We start from the raw sequence: 17044 nt of genomic DNA on the forward strand, positions 1-17044 counted from the left end.
TTTTTTCTAAGTTTTTATTTAAATCTTGAAGAAGTTCTTCTTTCTTTTGTACATTATCTTTATAGTTAGCAAATACTTTATTTATCTTATTTGAAATAATAAAAGATAAAAATCCAATTATAAAGATTATTGAAATAGAGATAATAAGTACTAAACGTATATATTTATTTACTCTTTTTTCTAATAACTTTTTATTTTCTAGTATAGATTTTTCTATTTCATCTATATATAACCCCGCACCTATAACCCAATTATATTTTTCATATAACCTAAAAAAACCAAGTTTTTTTGAAAAATGCAACTCTTTTGGTTTTTGCCAATAATAATCAATAAATACTCCATTTGGTTTTTTCAAAGTTTCATCTATAAACTGCTTTGTTATAAGTGTTCCCATAGCATCTTTTAAATCTATATCATATGTACCTATTTTATCTTGTCTAAAAGGATGTGCTCTTAAATAATAACCCGTATCATGAATCCATATATATCCATGTTTTTCATATCGTATAGTTTCTATATATTTTAAAAGTTGATTTTTCAACTCTTCTTCAGTAAGCTTTGTATTTTCTTTAACATGATGTTCAACATAATTTAAAACATAGTCAATCTCTTTTTTTAATACATTCTTTTGTTTTTGTAAATACTCTTGTTCAACTCGAACACTCTCTTCTTCAAAATAATCATATTGGTTTTTTACGAAAAAATAGATAGTAAAAAAAGCACCTAAAAGTACAGTAATTACTGGTGTTAAAATAATAAGTTTTGAAATATTCTTTTCACTAAACAAGCTATGCTCCTAATTATCTTAAGTTTATCAAATTTCAGTGAGTTTTAGGTGAGTTTTTAATTTTAATAAAAAAATTAATATTTAAATTCATGTTACATATAAGAAAATTCGATTTATAATAGATTTATATATAAATATACAGGAGCAAATTATGAATTCAAAAGAAACAATTTGCAAAAAAAGAATTGCAGATGATTTTAACGAAGGAAAAGAATTATTACAAAATTTAAAAAATAGTGTTACAATTTTTGGAAGTGCAAGAACACCTCAAACTGATAAATATTCTATACTAGCACAAAAACTAGCTTTTAAATTATCTAAAAAAAATATCAATATTATAACAGGTGGTGGAGACGGTATCATGCAAGCTGCAAATAGAGGAGCATATAAAGCAGATAGTGCACACTCCATTGGTTTAAGTATTGATTTACCTTTTGAACAATCAACAAACCCTTATACTACTAAAAACTTAACTTTTAACTATTTCTTTTCTAGAAAATATATGTTGGTAAAATATTCACAAGCTTGTGTTGTTTTTCCAGGAGGTTTTGGAACTTTAGATGAGATGTTTGAGGTTTTAACATTGACACAAACTGGAAAAATGAATGGATTTAAAGTATTTTTAGTTGGAGTTGATTATTGGAAATATTTAATCAAGTTTATCAAAAAGTCCCTTTATAAAGAAGGAATGATAAATAAAGAAGATTTAAATATTATTACATTGACAGATGATATAAAACTTATAGAAAAAGAGATTGAAAAACTACTAAAATAAATTAGTAGCTTTTCCATCAAAACTTATTTGATTTTTCTTTTTCATATATTTTATATGGTCTTCTTTACTTGAGTTATTGTAATAATCAGTAAGTTCATCCCTTTGAGATACAAAATCATAAAGAGGAACACCCATACCACAAGAACTATTTACACTTAAAATATTTAATTCAAAAACTTGTCTAGCACCTCTAGTATATTCGAAGTGATTAATATACTCATCCCAAGATTCATCTTTTTCTTGTACAAATTTTACTTCACAATAAAGTCTTAAAATTAAAGGTTTCCCTTCAAAAGCACAAAACATCATAGTAAGACGATTATCTTCTTGTAAATGTGCTGCTGTTTCATTTCCACTACCAAAATGATTTAACCAAATAATTGTTTTTTCATCAATTATTTTTAAACTTCCATCAAGTCCTTTTGGTGATATATTTATCTTTCCTTCTTTTGGAGCAGTTGCTACAAAAAACATTTTTTGATTATTTATAAATTCTATTAATTTATCATCTAATTGTTCTTTAAATTTTGCCATTTTATTTCCTAATATTGGTACATATGATATTTTTTATTCTCTTGAGATTTTCTTTCTTCTATTTTTTTATAAACTTCAAGAGCTTTTTGTTTTTGTTCTTCATTGATTTCTTTAGTATTATATTCAGTAATTAAAACATCTAAAACTAAAATATAAACTATTGAATTTAACTTTAAAGAGTCTTCATTTTTCATCAATTTATCCAAATCTATTGCATAAACTGCTTCTTGAAAAGTAAAAAAAAGTCTTTGAGATACATCATTTAATCTATATGTGTATCCTAAGATTGTCAAGAAGTTTTCTTCAAATTGGGTATTTAAACCTTCTTCTTTTAATTCTAACGCAAAACTATTAATCTGTTCATTATATTTCGAAGCTAATTCTTCTGCTTCAACTACACTATTTTTAAAACTATGTATAAAATCTGAAATTTTCTTTATCATAAAAACCTACTTTTAAATATTTCACGATTATTATATAAAAAAAATATAAAATAGATTAATTTTATCTGTTTTAACATATAATAATAAAAAAACTTATTAGGAAAATATTATGAAAAAAGTTTCAATTGCAGCTGCAATAGTTTTAAGTTCTACATTAGCATTTAGTTTTGATTTAGGAAGTATCGCAAAAGGTGTTATGGATAATGTAACACAAAGTTCAGAAACTACTAGTACAACAAAAAGTGGGTTAAGTGATTCAACAGTATCAAGTGGATTAAAAGAAGCACTTAAAGTTGGTGTTGATTTTGCAGTAAAAAATTTAGGTGCAAATAATGGATACCTAAATAACTCTTTAGTAAAAATCCCTCTACCTGAAAATTTACAAAAAGCAGAAGGAATTATAAGAAAAGTTGGTGGAGAAAAAATGGCTGATGATTTAATCAATTCAATGAACACTGCAGCAACAAAAGCAGCACCTAAAACTGCAAAGATTTTTGTAGATGCAATTGATAAAATGAGCTTAGATGATGCACAAAAAATCCTTGCAGGGAATAAAGATGCAGCAACAGATTATTTTAAATCAAACACCACAACTTCATTGAAAAAGATGATAACACCGATTATTCAAGAGACGATGAAACAAAACCAAGTAGCAGGTTACTACGATGCATTTAATAATTTTTATAAAACAAATGCAAAAAGTTTTGTAGATAATAGTGCAGTTATGGGAATGGCAAAAAACTTTGGAGTTGATTCTTATCTTCCAGGAAGTTCTGATCAAAACTTAGATGAATATGTAACAGATAAAGCAATTGATGGTTTATTTAAAATGATTGCTGAAAAAGAAGCAGCTATTAGATCAAATCCTGTTGCACAAACAACATCACTACTTAAACAAGTATTTGGCAAATAAAAGGTTTTCCTTTTATTTGTTATATATTATCTCCAATCTCTTTCAAATCTTTCTCTCTCTTCTGAGAAATAGTGATTTATTAAATTTTTTCTAACTAAGCTATCGTTATATTTACCTTTAAATCTCTTTTGAAAAGCAGTATTATTTTGATAATCTGGTTTAAAACTTTTTAATAACTTAGTATAAAACTTACCTTCATAATCAAGAATAAATCTATCCGTACTTCCACCAAACATATAAATCATAGATAAGTGTGTATCATTATCAATTCTATATGTTTTAAAATTATAAGTACCAATATCAAACTCTTCAACTGTTTCTAAAGTATCTATTTTTAACTCGTACCTTAAATTTGTTTCAAAAAAGCTAGTTGGCAAACCATTCCAGTGACATCTAAATCCTAAATAAATATATTCAATAAACAATTGTCCATACTGGGCATTATCATCAAGTAAAGTATAAGAATCTACATTACAAGCGTAAGAATAATGGTCTTTATAAATAGGATTAGTAAATCTTATAGGAATTGCACTTTGTTTATCTTTACCAAAATATAAAGTACTATCTTTAGTTAAAGCACTTGAAGCACAACCAGTAAAAAAACTTAAAACTAAAATAATTGAAAATATATAAACCAAATTTTTTTTAATCACTTGCACTAAAGAATCCTTTAAAACAATTTTCTTTTACCATTGAAATATTAAAGTTAATATCACCTTTTTCTTCTTTATCAAATTTATATTGATAGTTACCATCTAATCTAAATAGTAAGTTCTTATATAAATCACCTTTAGTATCCAATATAATTATATCTGAGACAACTGTATAAATTGCTATTGAATGAATTACAAAAGATTCATTTATTCTATAAGTTTTAAAAGTATAATGTTCTATATCTTTTTTTTCAATTGTCTCAAAATCTCTAATATTTAATTTCTCAACAAAAAAACCTTCAAATAAAGATAAGGCTTGTCCATTCCATTGTGTGTTATGGTCTACTCTGATATACTCTAAAAAAATATCTTGTGTATTTAACGTATAAGCTTCCATAATAAAAGGGTCATGTCTAGTTTTAATATCATAAGTTCCTAAATCATATTCATAATATTCTTCAGATTTTACTTTAAAATGAAGCTTATTATCTTCAAATTTAAAAGTAGGAATTGATGCTTTTGCTATAAATTTTAGTATTTTATCGAAGAAACCCATTTGATATCCAAAAAATTATTTTTAAGTAATTACTTTATCATATTTATCAAGATAAGACAAGTCAATTTTAACTTTTTTTAGTTCTTTTTTCATATCTTTTAATCTATTTATTTATTATAAAATATCTATTTTGCTATAATTCAAAAAAATTATTATAAATGGACTAAATAATGAGTATAGAAAAGTATTTTACAAAAGAAGAAATAGTAAATAATTTATCAAAATATGAAACATATTATCAAATAGCTTTAGGAAAATTAATTTACTTATCAAATATTACAGAAGTTTCATATGAAGTGGATTTTAAACTAGCTTTAGGTTCAATTTATGAACTAATAACTGATTTAAAAGATGAAGAAAATTTAGATTCAATTTTTGACAAAGAACTAAAAAAACAAACTTCAATGGATGCTGTACAGAATTTTATAAATGACAATATGGAACTAATCCAATCAAGAAATTTTGCAATTGAACCTATAATAAATGATATAAATGATGATAAATTCTTTAATGAAGATATGAAAGAGGTTTTCAAAGAAAATGTAAAACTACACTTCCAAAAATACAATGACTTTGTAACAGATGATTTAGCAAATCAAATTAAAAGTGCTGTAGAAGAGCTAACACAAAAATAGAGAGTTCTATTTTTGTGTTTTATTAATTCCAATAGTTAGTACAATCGTCTTTTGTCATTGCAAATCTAAATAACTCTTTTTTCGTTAAAGCATTTGCATATACATATGTAATATTTATATCACTTTGTAAAAATCTTTTAGAACTTTGACAAATACCTTGCTTAATAAATTTTTCCATTCTTGGTTTATCATTTTTTATAACAGCTTCATCACTTTTAGGTGCAGTATCAATCTCAAATGTAGAGATAAGTCTTAAACCTTCTGATTTAATAGATACAAATTGAGTATAATCATCTACTTTTTGAGGAAGTTTTTTACCTATTTCTTCTACAACTAACTTAACTATCTCTTTATTTTGTAGTTTTAGTTGTTGATCTGCCTTAGCTTGCGCAGCGGGATCTGTAGTTTTTGGTAACTCATCTTTTGCAAAACCAAAGTTATTTATTGCAAATAATGCAAGAACTGTAAATAATAGTTTTTTCATAAAACTCTCTTTATAATAAATTTAAAGAATTATTTTACCTAAAATAAGATTTTCAAATAATGACATGAGTCAAAATTATGTTATTATACAAAATATAAAAAAGGATAAAATAAACGATAATGAAAAATATAGAGATAAAACTATCTTTTACTACTATCAACAAAGAAATTATAAACTTAATCTTTAAACTAACAAATCAAGAAAACGAACAACAAGAAAGCCTATAAAAATTTCTTCATCATTTTAAATTAAATCAAAACTTTTTACATAGGATAAATCATGTCAAAAATATTTACAACTAATGAACTAAAAAATAGCCTTTTTATTTTACTAGGGACACTTTTTATTGCACTTTCAGTAGTACTTTTCTTTTTACCAAATAACTTTACAACAGGGGGAACACCTGGTATGGCAATACTTCTACATCACTTAAGTGGGTTTTCTATTGGTTCGATGGTTATTGCTATAAATATACCTCTTTTAATATGGGGAACTAAATACTTAGGAAAAAAGTTCGCTATAAAAACGATTATAACTATTATCTTAATCTCACTTTTTATAGATTTATTTGCAAAAATATTTTCTAATATTACTATTACAGAAAATATTTTATTGGCTTCTATTTTTGGAGGAGTTATTATAGGTTTGGGAGTAGGACTTATAATAAAAGGAAATTCTAGTGCTGGAGGTTCTACAATTATCGCAAGAATTATTTCTGCAAATTCTCATATAAAACCTGCACAAATCATACTTTTTATTGATGTTATTATCGTAATTTGTTCCATATATGTTTTTAAAGATATTGAAAAAGCTTTATGGAGTATCATGAGTATCTATGCAACATCAAAATCTATAGATATAGTGCTAACAGGAACACTTAGTACAAAAGTAATTCATATAGCTACAAATAAAGTAGATGAACTAAGTCTAGCAATTACTAATCATCTTGGAGAAGAAGGAACAATACTAAAAGGTTCAACACTAAAAACTCAAGATGATAAAACACTTATCTTTATAGTTGTAGATATTAAAAAAATTGCACTTTTAAAAGAAATAATACAACAAACAGATGAAGAAGCTTTTATGATAGTAATGGAAGCCTCTGAAATGTTAGGACGGGGACATTAGATTTACAAATTTCTTAAAAAATTTTACTTATGGATTAGTTATTGCATAGTTTTAACTTTTCAAGAGTAATATACTCTACAAATAACTATAAAAAGGTATATATTATGAAAATAGCTATTCCAGTAAAAGATGAAAACTTAATATTTTTTCCAAATGCAGGTCATACTCCAAAATTTGCAGTTTATTCAATGACAGGTTCTGGTATGTTTAAATCTTTTAAACTTGAAGAAGTAAAAAATAATCCACGTTCAGATATTGACCATGAGCATCCAGAAGAAGAACATGCTTGTAACCATGGACATGATGATGCGGAGCATATTGAACAACACAATAAAATGGGAAGAGTTTTAACTGACTGTAATTATATAGTTGTAAAAAAAGCTTGTAAAAATACAGCTAAATCTTTTACATCACAAGGTATAAAATTAGTTAAATATAATGGAGAATCATTTCAAACAGATAGTATTTTAAAAGAGGTTTCATCAAAATTCATCTAAAAAGATGAATTGAACCTCTCTTTATCTTTTACAATTTGAGCTGTTGCTACAATATTTACAATAAGTTCATCATGGCTATTTGAAAATCTTTCAATAATCTTATCACAAACTTTTATAAGCTCATCTTCTCTATGTAATACACTTAAAAGTATAGATTTATTATGTAAAGCAAGAGCTACTTGATTTAAAATTTTATCTTCACAGTTCTCATATCGTCTTACTACTTCATCATATATTTCTAAGGCTTTTATATTTTTATGTAAATCTTTTAGTCTACTTGCTTTATTTACTAACGATTTGGCAACTAATTCTATAATATTTTTATTTGAACTATTTTCAAATTTTGTAATTACATAATCATAAGCTTTTATCGCCTCTTCATTCTCTTCATATTGTCCATAAATTGATGCTTTATTACAAGCTGCAAGGGCTACTTGTTGTAAAACTTTCTCCTCATTAGAGTTTTCAAAGTTTTTGATAAGTTCAGTATAAACTAAAAGTGCTTTTTTAGGTTCTTCTATTTCACTTACACAAATAGCTTTATTGATATATGCTTTTACTAAGACTATTTCTAAATCTTCAGAAGTGTCCATTATATAGTTTGATAATAACTCATCATAAGTTTTTAACTCTTCTTCAAATTCTTTTTCTTTTCCATGAATTAAGGCTTTATTGTAATATGCAAAAGCTAGAAACTTTGTAATCGTGATATCTTTTGTATTTTTAAACTTTTCAATTATTTCATTATAACTTTCGATAACTTGAGGGTTTTTATCTAGATTTGTTAAAGCTGTCGCCTCTCCCATAAGAGTATAAAAAATATCAATATCTTTATTCGCTTTTTCAAGTAAAAAAGGAATCAATGATAAAGCAGCTTCAAATTCTTTGTTATGTAGTTTTGAATTGAAATCATTATATAAATCTTCAAAACTTTCTATTGGATGAAATTGACTCAATTTTCTCACCTCTTTTTCAAATCTAAATATTTTAATAATATATTTTTAATTTTATTACTATAAGACTATAATGAATATTAAGCGTATGTTATTACATTATTTATTTATAAAAATTTAATTTTAAAGTGCTTAGCTTTTAAAATATATTAGTTCATAGGAAAAGGAAACATTATGATTATAAAAGCTAATAAAGCCAACAAAACTCTAATATAAGATTTTAATTTATCATTTACTAAAGCATTTGATAAAATTGCTAGTCCAAGTGCAATTTTTATAAAAGATATAAATGCAAGTATAAAATTTTCATTTGGATAAATCAAATATTTATTCACAATAAAAGCAAGTGGGACTATATACAACCCTACTCCTAGCTTCATAGCTTTTGTAACTACTCCTAACCAGTTTGTTTGTGCCATACCAGAAGCTATGAATACAGTTCCACAAACAGGAGGTGTAATAGTAGATAATAAAGCAAACCAAAAAATAAATAAGTGTGCTTGAAGTGCAGATAAACCAAACTCTTGTAAAATAGGACCAGCTACTGAAACACAGATTATATAAGCAGCCGTTGTAGGGACTTCCATTCCTAAAATAAGACAGGCAAGCGCAGTTAAAAGTAAAGCAATCCAAAGACTATCACCTGCTAAAAATAAAATAGCTGATGTAATTTTTACTCCAACACCAGTAATATTTAAAACACCAATAATAATACCAGCACAAATAATAACTGAAGCAATAGTTGCAATCTGTTTTGAAGCAGTTATACAAGCATCTAAAAATCTAAAAAGAAAATCTTTAAAAGAAATTTTCCAGTCTTGATTAACAAGAAGTAAAGCAATACTTGCAAATATAGCTAATGCTGCCGAATATTGTGGTGTTTTTCCTACTATTAAAAGTGCATATAAAAGTATCCCAAAAGGAATAATAAAAAATGGTGAAAGCTTTAAAACTATCTTTGTAGCAGGAATTTCATCTTCACTCATAGCTACAAGTTTATATTTTTTTGCAAATACATCAATACCTATCCATACAGTAAAAAAGAACAAAATAGCAGGGAATATTGCAGCACTCATAATAGTCGAATAATTTACTCTTAATAACTCTGCCATGATAAAAGCTCCTGCACCCATCAAAGGAGGCATTATTTGTCCACCAGTTGAAGCTACTGCTTCAACTGCTGCGGCTAAACTTGCAGGGTATTTTAATCTTTTCATAGTAGGAATTGTAAAAGCTCCTGTTGAAGCTACATTTGCAGAAGCAGAACCAGAAATAGAACCAAAAAAACCAGAAGCTAAAACTGATACTTTTGCAGCTCCACCTCTAAGTCTTCCTGCTAATTTTGTAGACATTGACATAAAAGCATTTCCACCTTCACCAACTCCTACAAATGCTCCAAGGATTACAAATACTGCTACTACATTTACAGAAATACCTGTTAAGCTTCCAAATATTCCACCTTCTGCAATCACTAAAGTACCTAAAAAACTATCTAAAGGTATCTCTTGATGTCCAAAATCCCCAGGAACATAATGCCCCCATAATCCATAAGCCAAAGCAATTGCAGCAGTCATAGGAAGAGCAAGTTTTATTGCACGTCTTGCCATTTCTAAAACTGCTAATATCAATGAAATAGCCACAAAATATTGAAGGTTTCCTTCTAAAGAACCATATTGGTCTTCTAAATCTATATGATTATTTATAATAAAATAAGTAGAAAAAAGTGCACAAACTAATAGTATATATCCAAAATACTTACTAAGTTTTGAAGTATTATTATCCGCTGAGAACAAAAATATCCATGGTAAAACTAAAGCTAAATGTATTGGTCTACTTACTAAATTTGGCATCAAACCTGTAAATATCAAATAGATATGGAAAAATACAGTAATAATCGCAAGGAAAGCTACAACCAAATACTTTTTTGATTGTAGCTGTGTTTTAATATCTGACATATATTAAACTATTTTAATCTATCTGGTACTGTTGCATTTATTTCGTTGTAGTACTTCAAAGCACCTTTATGAAGTTTTACATTAAACATATCTAAATTCTTTGGAGTAATAGCTTTCCACCAAACACTTTGTTTTTCTAAGTTTGGTTTAGACTCCCAAAATGCTTTTGTAAATTTATATGCAGTCTCTTCACTCATAGAAGTAGTAGTATATACTCCTACAGGAAGTGTAGTCGTTGCAATATCTTTATCAATACCAGCATATGTTCCAGCAGGAATAATTAGTTTATTTCTTTTTGTTTTTGCAATTTGCTCATCACTCATAGATAAAATATTTATCTTACTACTTGCTGCTGCTTCAATTACATTTGGAGCAGGATAAGAACCAGCTGTTGCAAAACCATCTATTTGACCATTTTTAAGAGCAGCAACTGCACCTGAAAGTTCAGCACCTACAAGTTTTACTTCACCTTTTAAACCAAATAAATCTACATATTTTTTAGCCTCTTTAGCTCCAAAACTTCCTTTACCAATAAGTAAAGACTTACCTTTTAAATCAGCAAATGTTTTGATACCAGAATCTTGACTAACAACCATATGCATAGTTAAATAAGGAATAGGAAAAAGTGTTCTAATACTATTATAATCTTCAGCTTTGTCTTTTTTAAACATAGACTTTTGCCCAAGAGCAAGTTTTACAAGAACAGGTGGTGTAGTAAAAACATAGTTACCTTTTCTTTTTCTAACTTCTTTAACATTTTGAACAGAACCTTGACTCTCTTCAATAGTGATTTTTAAATCATTATTACTCTTTTTAGCAATATTTTCACCAACTTGTACTGCCATTTGATAGTATGAAGATGATGATTTTGCAGATTTATAAGTGATTCTTTCACTTGCACTTATATTTGTAGATAAGGCACAAATTGCACCTACTAATAGTATATTATGTAATTTCATTTTTCTCTCCTAAGATAATGTTGATAAATTATAACAAGAAAAAATTTATCTTTAATAAAAAAGTTTTAACTTTTTGCAAAGTTAATTAAAGAATCACCTTCAAGCCTATAACCAATCCACTCATCTTGAGACACAGCACCAATGCTTTCATAGAAGTCTCTTGATGGTTTATTCCAATCTAAACAAGACCACTCAAACCTACCACAGTTTTCTTCTAAAGCTTTATTTGCAAGATGTTTTAGCATAATTTTTCCAGCACCTAAGCCTCTTTTGTGTTCTGTTACATATAAGTCTTCAAGATAGATACCATTTTTTCCAAGCCAAGTTGAATAGTTGTAAAAATAAATTGCATGACCAATAGCTATTCCATCTTCTTCGCATATCAAAGCTTTTACTGTTGAGTTTTTCCCAAAAATCATCTCACGTGTTTCTTCTACATTTGTTTTAACTGCATCTGGTTCTTTTTCGTAAATAGCAAGTTCTATTATAAAATCTAAAATCGTTTGAGTATCTGATGCGATTGCATCTCTTATAGTTATTGACATATTTTTCCTTTTATATATTAGTTTTATAAACTAATATCTCTTAAATATTTATGAATTAGAGGTAGATAATCTCTTCTACATACAAGATGAGTATCTAAATAGTTTTCAATATTTGTAAGTTTTACAGAGTCTGTATATCCAAATTTTTCGATTATCTTAGGAGATAATAAACTAACTCCATAACCTGCTTTTACACAACCTAAAATTAATTCATAATTTTCAAGTGCTACAGTTTTATAACTCTCTTCTCTATTTTCTTTAATATAATTTTCTAATAAAATACAATTTGCACAAGTCTTTTTAAAAACAAAAACTGTATTACCTATCTGCTTTTTCTTTGGTTCTACTAGTACCATTTTTTCATCAAAGATATTTAATATTTCTAAATCTTTATTATGTGGATTTCCATTTATAAAAGCCACATCTATTTTATACTCTAATAACTTATCTAATAAATTAAAACTACTATCAACAGTAAACTCTAATTTCATCTCATTAAAATCTTCATTTAATTTTTCCACTATGGGCATCAAATTACTTGTAGTAAAAGTTTGAGTTGAGCCTATTTTTAATACATCTTGATAATCAATATTTCGCATATGTATTTTGGCTTCTTCAACTTTTTTAGTTATTTCTATTGCATATGGGTAAAACTTCTCACCTTCACTGCTTAAAACCACACCTCTGTTTGTTCGATGAAATAAAGAATAACCTATGTTTTTTTCAAGTTGTTTTATTCTTAGAGTCACATTTGATTGTGTAAAACCTAAATCTTTAGCGGCTTGTGAGATGCTATTTGCTTTTGCAACGCTTATAAATACATTTAATAAATTTGAATCCATATTTTTACCTTAATAAAATGTCGTTTGAACTATTAGCATACAAGCTATAACAAACAACAGAACTTTTAATATCTTTGTATAAAACTTAGCATCAATTTTTTTGTTTATCTTTATACCTAAAAACATCCCAAATAAAACCACTAAGACTGCAATAATTGAGCCACCAAATGTTTCACTTGAAAAACTACCAAAATATAAAAAAACCATCAGTTGCCCTATTTTTGTAAAAAGAAAGCAGAGATTTGATAGCTGTATAGTATCTTTTCTAGAGTATTTTAACTCTAGAGTATAAATAATCATCAATGGTGCAACAACATTTGTAAGCCCTGATAAAAGACCACCTACAAGACCTAAACCATAGGTTGAAGATTTAGGATACTTTGATATAAAAGAAGCCTCTATTTTAATAAATGATTGTGCTAAATAAATCAAAATAATAAAAGCTAACAATAATTTAAAAAATTCAGAGTTTGAAAATATTAATAAAAATGTACCAAAACTACTTCCTATTACCATAAGAAATATAATAAACCAAAACTTTTTTAAAGCCTCAAAAAATTTACCGTTACTTAAAATACTTACAATATTTACCATCATAGTAGGAAAAAGCAAGTAAGTAATAGCCGTTTGGATATCAGTATACAAAGCTACTAAAGGAGTAGCAATCATACCAAAGCCAAAACCTATACTACCATGAATAATAGAAGACCAAAAAACAATTATTGATAATGCTAAAATAAAATTTAATTCCATATGAGTACCCTTAATATTACATATAACTATGTGTAATACCTAAAGGCATTACTAAAGATTATATCTGAAAATATTAAAAACTATATAAAATTCAAGATGATTTTTTTTCTTTATTTAATAAAAAAGAGAATTAAGATATGATACTTCTACTATCTACATAAAGTAAATATATTTAAAGGCAATAAAATGAAAAGAATTTTAATTTCGATGATAATAATGAGTAGTTTCCTATTTGCAGCACCTGTTAATCAATGTAAAGAAACAAAGCTAACAGAAACAACAAGTATTCTGTCTTGTCCAAGTGGTGATTATGAAGCAACTTTTGAATTAAAATCAAAAAAAAGAAATATGACTGAAGCACCTAGTTTAAAATTACTTGGTAAAAGAGAACCTAATATTATAAATAACTATAATCGGAAATAGGTTTTAGTTAGTTTTGTATTTAAACTAGTCATGATGAATCAACTCATGAAATGTGATTTATTATTTAGAAATGCATTAAAATAGGATTTAAAGGTTCACAAGTTCCTCTAGTGCAAACTCTAGATAAAAATTCATTCTTTTCTTTTTTAAACCATTTTTTTGAGACTTTTAAAAGTTCTTTCTTTGAAAAAGAACTTCTCTTATTTGTTAGTATATAACCATTATTAAATAAAATATTTTCAATATCCTTTTTACTCAGAATATGATTCTTCTTCAAGAACTTTGTTACTGAATAATTCGAAATATCTTTGCTATTTAGTATATCTTTTACTTTTTTTACCAGTATTTCTTTTGGAAAAAGTTTTTTCCCGCCATCAAACATATTGAAATAATATGATGATAATTCTTTTGAAATTTCAAAGTGTTCTATTTCATCCACTAAATCATTAAAATTTTCTCCTTGCTTTAAATCGATAGAAAATCCTCTTTGTATTCCTGATCTAGGCAAACACTGGGCACCAATAATATTAATTTTTTCAAAATGAGCAAGATAGTTTAATTTATATAAAATACCCTCTTGCTTATTTTTTATAATTTCATATTTTCCATTACTATATTTTGTTGTTGCAAAAAACATTGCAATATCTTTACTATTTGTTAAATCTAAATGAGAAGTTAAAAACCCATAGTGTTGTGCTAAACTTTCAAAATCATTTTCAATCGTACAGTTATAAATTTGATGTTTATTCAAATCTTTTAAAACTGGATATTCTTTTAGTAGTTCTATAAATTCAATTTTTTTCAATACATCAATTACTCTATTTTCAAAACTTATATTTTCTCTATAAATAGAAGAGAAACAATTTTCATAAAATTTATTTTGACCTCTATATAAAGTGTTGAAAAATTCAGGAGATGGAATTAATTTATATTTATTATTTCCAACATCTAAAGCATTAAAATTACTCTTTGAATTAGATGTTACCAGTCCATGAGAATTAATATGGGTATTACATCCATTACTATCTTTTCTATTTAATTCGTATAACCCTAAATTAGAAAGATATTTATAATGTTCTAAAGAAAGCAAATTTTTCATATATAAATAATATCATATTTAACATTATTTATAAAAAAATTTGGAAAGAATATGATTCTTTTAATAGAGTTAGTTGTATGTAAATTCAAGGCGAAGAGTTTTTTTGTCGATTGAGCCTACAACTAGTAGGTGATTGAGACAAAAAAACTTTTCAACGCAGAAGATGCGTGCAAATAGCTCTATTAAAGAGCTTTTGCTGTAATTCTTGATAGTCTTTGTGCAAATGCTACTGCATCAGTAATTTCCATACCTTCAGATAGTTTTGCTTGATCTAATAGTACCCATGAAACATCAGCTACTAAAGAGTCATTATCTAAACCATTTAACTTAGTAACGATTTCATGGTCTGGGTTGATTTCTAAGATTGGAGCAGTTTCAGGCATCTCTTGTCCCATAGCTTTCATCATTTGAGCCATTTGTTGCATTTGAGCATCACCAGCATCTTTTACAACACAAGATGGAGACTCAGAAAGTCTGTTTGTAACTCTTACATCAGAAACTGATTCACCTAAAATATCTTTGATTTTTTTAGTGATATCTTCAAATTTTTCTTCAACTTCTTTTTTCTCTTCTTCTGATTGCTCAACTTTTGGAGCTTCTGCTGAAGTAATATCTTTAAATTCCCACTCTTGGTATGCACCATACATTGGAGTAATGATTTCATCAATTTCTTTATCATCTAAAATAAGAACTTCAATATCATTTTTCTTATATGCTTCTAATAATGGAGAGTTTCTAAGAACATTTTCATTTTCACCTACGATGTAGTAGATTGCTTTTTGTTCTGAATCTGCACCATCTTTATATGCTGCTAAAGAAGTCATCTTATCAGCTTTTGTAGATTTAAATCTAATTAATTCTAATAAAGCATCTTTATTTGTGAAGTCTTGGTATGCACCCTCTTTAAGTGGTCTATTGTATTGCTCAATAAATGCGGCATACTTTTCTTCATCTTTAGAAAGTTTTTTGATTTCTCCTAAGATTTTTTTAACAGAACCTTGCTTGATATTTGCCATAACTCTGTTTTCTTGTAAGATTTCTCTTGATACGTTTAATGGTAAATCTTCAGAATCAATAATACCTCTTACAAATCTAAGGTATGTTGGTAATAACTCTTTTTCATCATCAGTAATAAATACTCTTTTTACGTATAACTTAACACCTGGTTGGTAATCAGCTCTATACATATCCATTGGAGCGATTGAAGGAATATAGAATAAAGTTGTATACTCATTTACACCTTCAGCTTTTGTATGAATAACTGCCATTGGGTCTTGTGAATCATGAGAAATAGACTTATAGAAGTCATTGTACTCTTCAGCTTTTAAATTAGATTTTGGTTGCATCCATAAAGCTGTTGCTTCATTGATTTTTTCATGTCTTTTTTCAATAGATTTTTTAGCTTCTTTTCCAGCTTTTTCATCTTCTTCACTTAACTCTTCAGTTACTTCTTCTGAATAGTTTAAGAAAATTGGGTAAGCAATATGGTTAGAGTATTTTCCAATAATAGTTTTGATTCTTTCTTTTACAGCAAACTCTGCTGCTTCTTCATCTTTTAATTTGATATAAATAACAGTTCCAGCAGACTCTTTTGTAACAGGTACTAAATCAAATTCACCAGTACCATCACTTGACCATTTGTAAGCTTGCTCTTCACCTGCTTTTTTAGAGATAACATCTACATGAGAAGCTACCATAAATACAGAATAAAAACCAACACCAAATTGACCAATAAGATTTGAATCTTTTTTAGCATCACCTGTCATAGCTTCAACAAATGATTTTGTTCCTGATTTTGCAATTGTACCAATTGAAGCGATTAAATCTTCTTCATTCATACCTACACCATTATCAATAATAGATAATGATTTATCTTCTTCATCAAAAGAGATATTAACTTCACCTGACCAGTCTTCTGGTAACTTAGCTTTGATATTTTCATCTGTAAGTTTTAAATAGTTTAGTTTATCAATTGCATCACTTGCATTTGATACAAGCTCTCTTATAAAAATCTCTTTATTTGAGTATAAAGAGTGCGTCATTAAGTGTAAAAGTTGTCCTACTTCTGTTTGAAACTGATGTTTTGCCATAAATTTCTCCTATATATTTT

Annotated in this window: 20 protein-coding genes; 6 read left to right on the plus strand and 14 right to left on the minus strand. The window is 26.9% G+C overall.

The genetic code is table 11. The annotated features are described in order from the left end of the window. Positions 1 to 787 (minus strand): cache domain-containing protein (locus tag BT997_RS14090; protein ID WP_174247253.1); only part of this gene is annotated, 787 nt, incomplete at its 3' end. A gap of 151 nt (positions 788 to 938) precedes the next feature. Here BT997_RS14090 and BT997_RS14095 point away from each other — a divergent pair. Then, positions 939 to 1562, plus strand: a complete 624-nt coding sequence (locus BT997_RS14095) for a TIGR00730 family Rossman fold protein (protein WP_083568775.1) — start codon at positions 939 to 941, stop codon at positions 1560 to 1562. Here BT997_RS14095 and BT997_RS14100 read toward each other — a convergent pair. Together BT997_RS14100 and BT997_RS15605 are read right to left on the minus strand one after the other, a co-directional pair. Next, positions 1554 to 2096 carry a pyridoxamine 5'-phosphate oxidase family protein gene (locus BT997_RS14100; protein WP_072682579.1) on the minus strand — a complete coding sequence of 181 codons (543 nt, stop codon included), beginning with the start codon at positions 2094 to 2096 and terminating at the stop codon, positions 1554 to 1556. The two genes, BT997_RS14095 and BT997_RS14100, sit on opposite strands and share 9 nt — an antisense overlap. An 8-nt stretch (positions 2097 to 2104) precedes the next feature. After that, a complete protein-coding gene (locus tag BT997_RS15605; protein ID WP_072682580.1) occupies positions 2105 to 2539 on the minus strand; it encodes a hypothetical protein in 435 nt (144 codons plus the stop codon). A 109-nt stretch (positions 2540 to 2648) separates the two neighbouring features. On the opposite strand from BT997_RS15605, the gene BT997_RS14110 reads away from it, so the two are divergent. Further along, on the plus strand, positions 2649 to 3452 hold the full coding sequence (locus tag BT997_RS14110; protein ID WP_072682581.1) for a DUF4197 domain-containing protein: 804 nt from the start codon (positions 2649 to 2651) through the stop codon (positions 3450 to 3452). 26 nt (positions 3453 to 3478) lie between these two features. Here the strand turns inward: BT997_RS14110 and BT997_RS14115 are convergent, their stop codons facing one another. Together BT997_RS14115 and BT997_RS14120 are read right to left on the minus strand one after the other, a co-directional pair. Continuing rightward, entirely contained in the window at positions 3479 to 4111 is a 633-nt protein-coding gene (locus BT997_RS14115) for a hypothetical protein (protein WP_072682582.1), read from the minus strand. Next, on the minus strand, positions 4098 to 4661 hold the full coding sequence (locus BT997_RS14120) for a hypothetical protein (RefSeq protein ID WP_072682583.1): 564 nt from the start codon (positions 4659 to 4661) through the stop codon (positions 4098 to 4100). The genes BT997_RS14115 and BT997_RS14120 overlap by 14 nt, the downstream gene beginning before the upstream one ends. Positions 4662 to 4831: 170 nt before the next feature. On the opposite strand from BT997_RS14120, the gene BT997_RS14125 reads away from it, so the two are divergent. After that, positions 4832 to 5296, plus strand: coding sequence for a hypothetical protein (locus BT997_RS14125; RefSeq protein WP_072682584.1), 465 nt, complete (start codon positions 4832 to 4834; stop codon positions 5294 to 5296). Positions 5297 to 5318: 22 nt separating this feature from the next. On the opposite strand, the gene BT997_RS14130 is transcribed toward BT997_RS14125, so the two are convergent. Further along, complete coding sequence (locus BT997_RS14130; RefSeq protein WP_083568777.1) at positions 5319 to 5780, minus strand: hypothetical protein; 462 nt, start codon at positions 5778 to 5780, stop codon at positions 5319 to 5321. A gap of 279 nt (positions 5781 to 6059) precedes the next feature. On the opposite strand from BT997_RS14130, the gene BT997_RS14135 reads away from it, so the two are divergent. Both BT997_RS14135 and BT997_RS14140 read left to right on the plus strand, forming a co-directional pair. Then, the gene (locus tag BT997_RS14135) at positions 6060 to 6908 is read left to right on the plus strand and encodes a YitT family protein (RefSeq protein WP_072682585.1); all 849 of its coding nucleotides are present in this window, start codon (positions 6060 to 6062) and stop codon (positions 6906 to 6908) included. Positions 6909 to 7012: 104 nt separating this feature from the next. Continuing rightward, on the plus strand, positions 7013 to 7405 hold the full coding sequence (locus BT997_RS14140; protein ID WP_072682586.1) for a hypothetical protein: 393 nt from the start codon (positions 7013 to 7015) through the stop codon (positions 7403 to 7405). Here BT997_RS14140 and BT997_RS14145 read toward each other — a convergent pair. The 6 genes from BT997_RS14145 to BT997_RS14170 all read right to left on the minus strand — a co-directional run bounded on the left by BT997_RS14145 (position 7402) and on the right by BT997_RS14170 (position 13412). After that, on the minus strand, positions 7402 to 8361 hold the full coding sequence (locus BT997_RS14145) for a hypothetical protein (RefSeq protein ID WP_072682587.1): 960 nt from the start codon (positions 8359 to 8361) through the stop codon (positions 7402 to 7404). The two genes, BT997_RS14140 and BT997_RS14145, sit on opposite strands and share 4 nt — an antisense overlap. Positions 8362 to 8507: 146 nt before the next feature. Continuing rightward, the gene (locus tag BT997_RS14150) at positions 8508 to 10313 is read right to left on the minus strand and encodes a TRAP transporter fused permease subunit (RefSeq protein ID WP_072682588.1); all 1806 of its coding nucleotides are present in this window, start codon (positions 10311 to 10313) and stop codon (positions 8508 to 8510) included. 8 nt (positions 10314 to 10321) lie between these two features. Further along, the gene (locus BT997_RS14155) at positions 10322 to 11272 is read right to left on the minus strand and encodes a TAXI family TRAP transporter solute-binding subunit (protein WP_072682589.1); all 951 of its coding nucleotides are present in this window, start codon (positions 11270 to 11272) and stop codon (positions 10322 to 10324) included. 65 nt (positions 11273 to 11337) lie between these two features. Further along, positions 11338 to 11817 carry a GNAT family N-acetyltransferase gene (locus BT997_RS14160; RefSeq protein WP_072682590.1) on the minus strand — a complete coding sequence of 160 codons (480 nt, stop codon included), beginning with the start codon at positions 11815 to 11817 and terminating at the stop codon, positions 11338 to 11340. 23 nt (positions 11818 to 11840) lie between these two features. Continuing rightward, positions 11841 to 12659, minus strand: coding sequence for a LysR family transcriptional regulator (locus BT997_RS14165; RefSeq protein ID WP_072682591.1), 819 nt, complete (start codon positions 12657 to 12659; stop codon positions 11841 to 11843). 9 nt (positions 12660 to 12668) lie between these two features. Then, positions 12669 to 13412 carry a sulfite exporter TauE/SafE family protein gene (locus BT997_RS14170; RefSeq protein ID WP_072682592.1) on the minus strand — a complete coding sequence of 248 codons (744 nt, stop codon included), beginning with the start codon at positions 13410 to 13412 and terminating at the stop codon, positions 12669 to 12671. 186 nt (positions 13413 to 13598) lie between these two features. Between BT997_RS14170 and BT997_RS14175 the strand changes: the two genes are divergently transcribed. Further along, positions 13599 to 13835: a hypothetical protein gene (locus tag BT997_RS14175; RefSeq protein ID WP_072682593.1), complete on the plus strand. Its 237-nt coding sequence runs from the start codon at positions 13599 to 13601 to the stop codon at positions 13833 to 13835. A 64-nt stretch (positions 13836 to 13899) separates the two neighbouring features. Here BT997_RS14175 and BT997_RS14180 read toward each other — a convergent pair whose 3' ends face one another. Together BT997_RS14180 and htpG are read right to left on the minus strand one after the other, a co-directional pair. After that, positions 13900 to 14934 carry an FRG domain-containing protein gene (locus BT997_RS14180; protein WP_083568779.1) on the minus strand — a complete coding sequence of 345 codons (1035 nt, stop codon included), beginning with the start codon at positions 14932 to 14934 and terminating at the stop codon, positions 13900 to 13902. 182 nt (positions 14935 to 15116) lie between these two features. Further along, positions 15117 to 17024, minus strand: a complete 1908-nt coding sequence (gene htpG / locus BT997_RS14185) for a molecular chaperone HtpG (RefSeq protein ID WP_072682595.1) — start codon at positions 17022 to 17024, stop codon at positions 15117 to 15119. Positions 17025 to 17044 lie beyond the last annotated feature (20 nt).

Source organism: Arcobacter sp. LA11 (genome assembly GCF_001895145.1).
Classification (GTDB): Bacteria; Campylobacterota; Campylobacteria; order Campylobacterales; family Arcobacteraceae; genus Halarcobacter.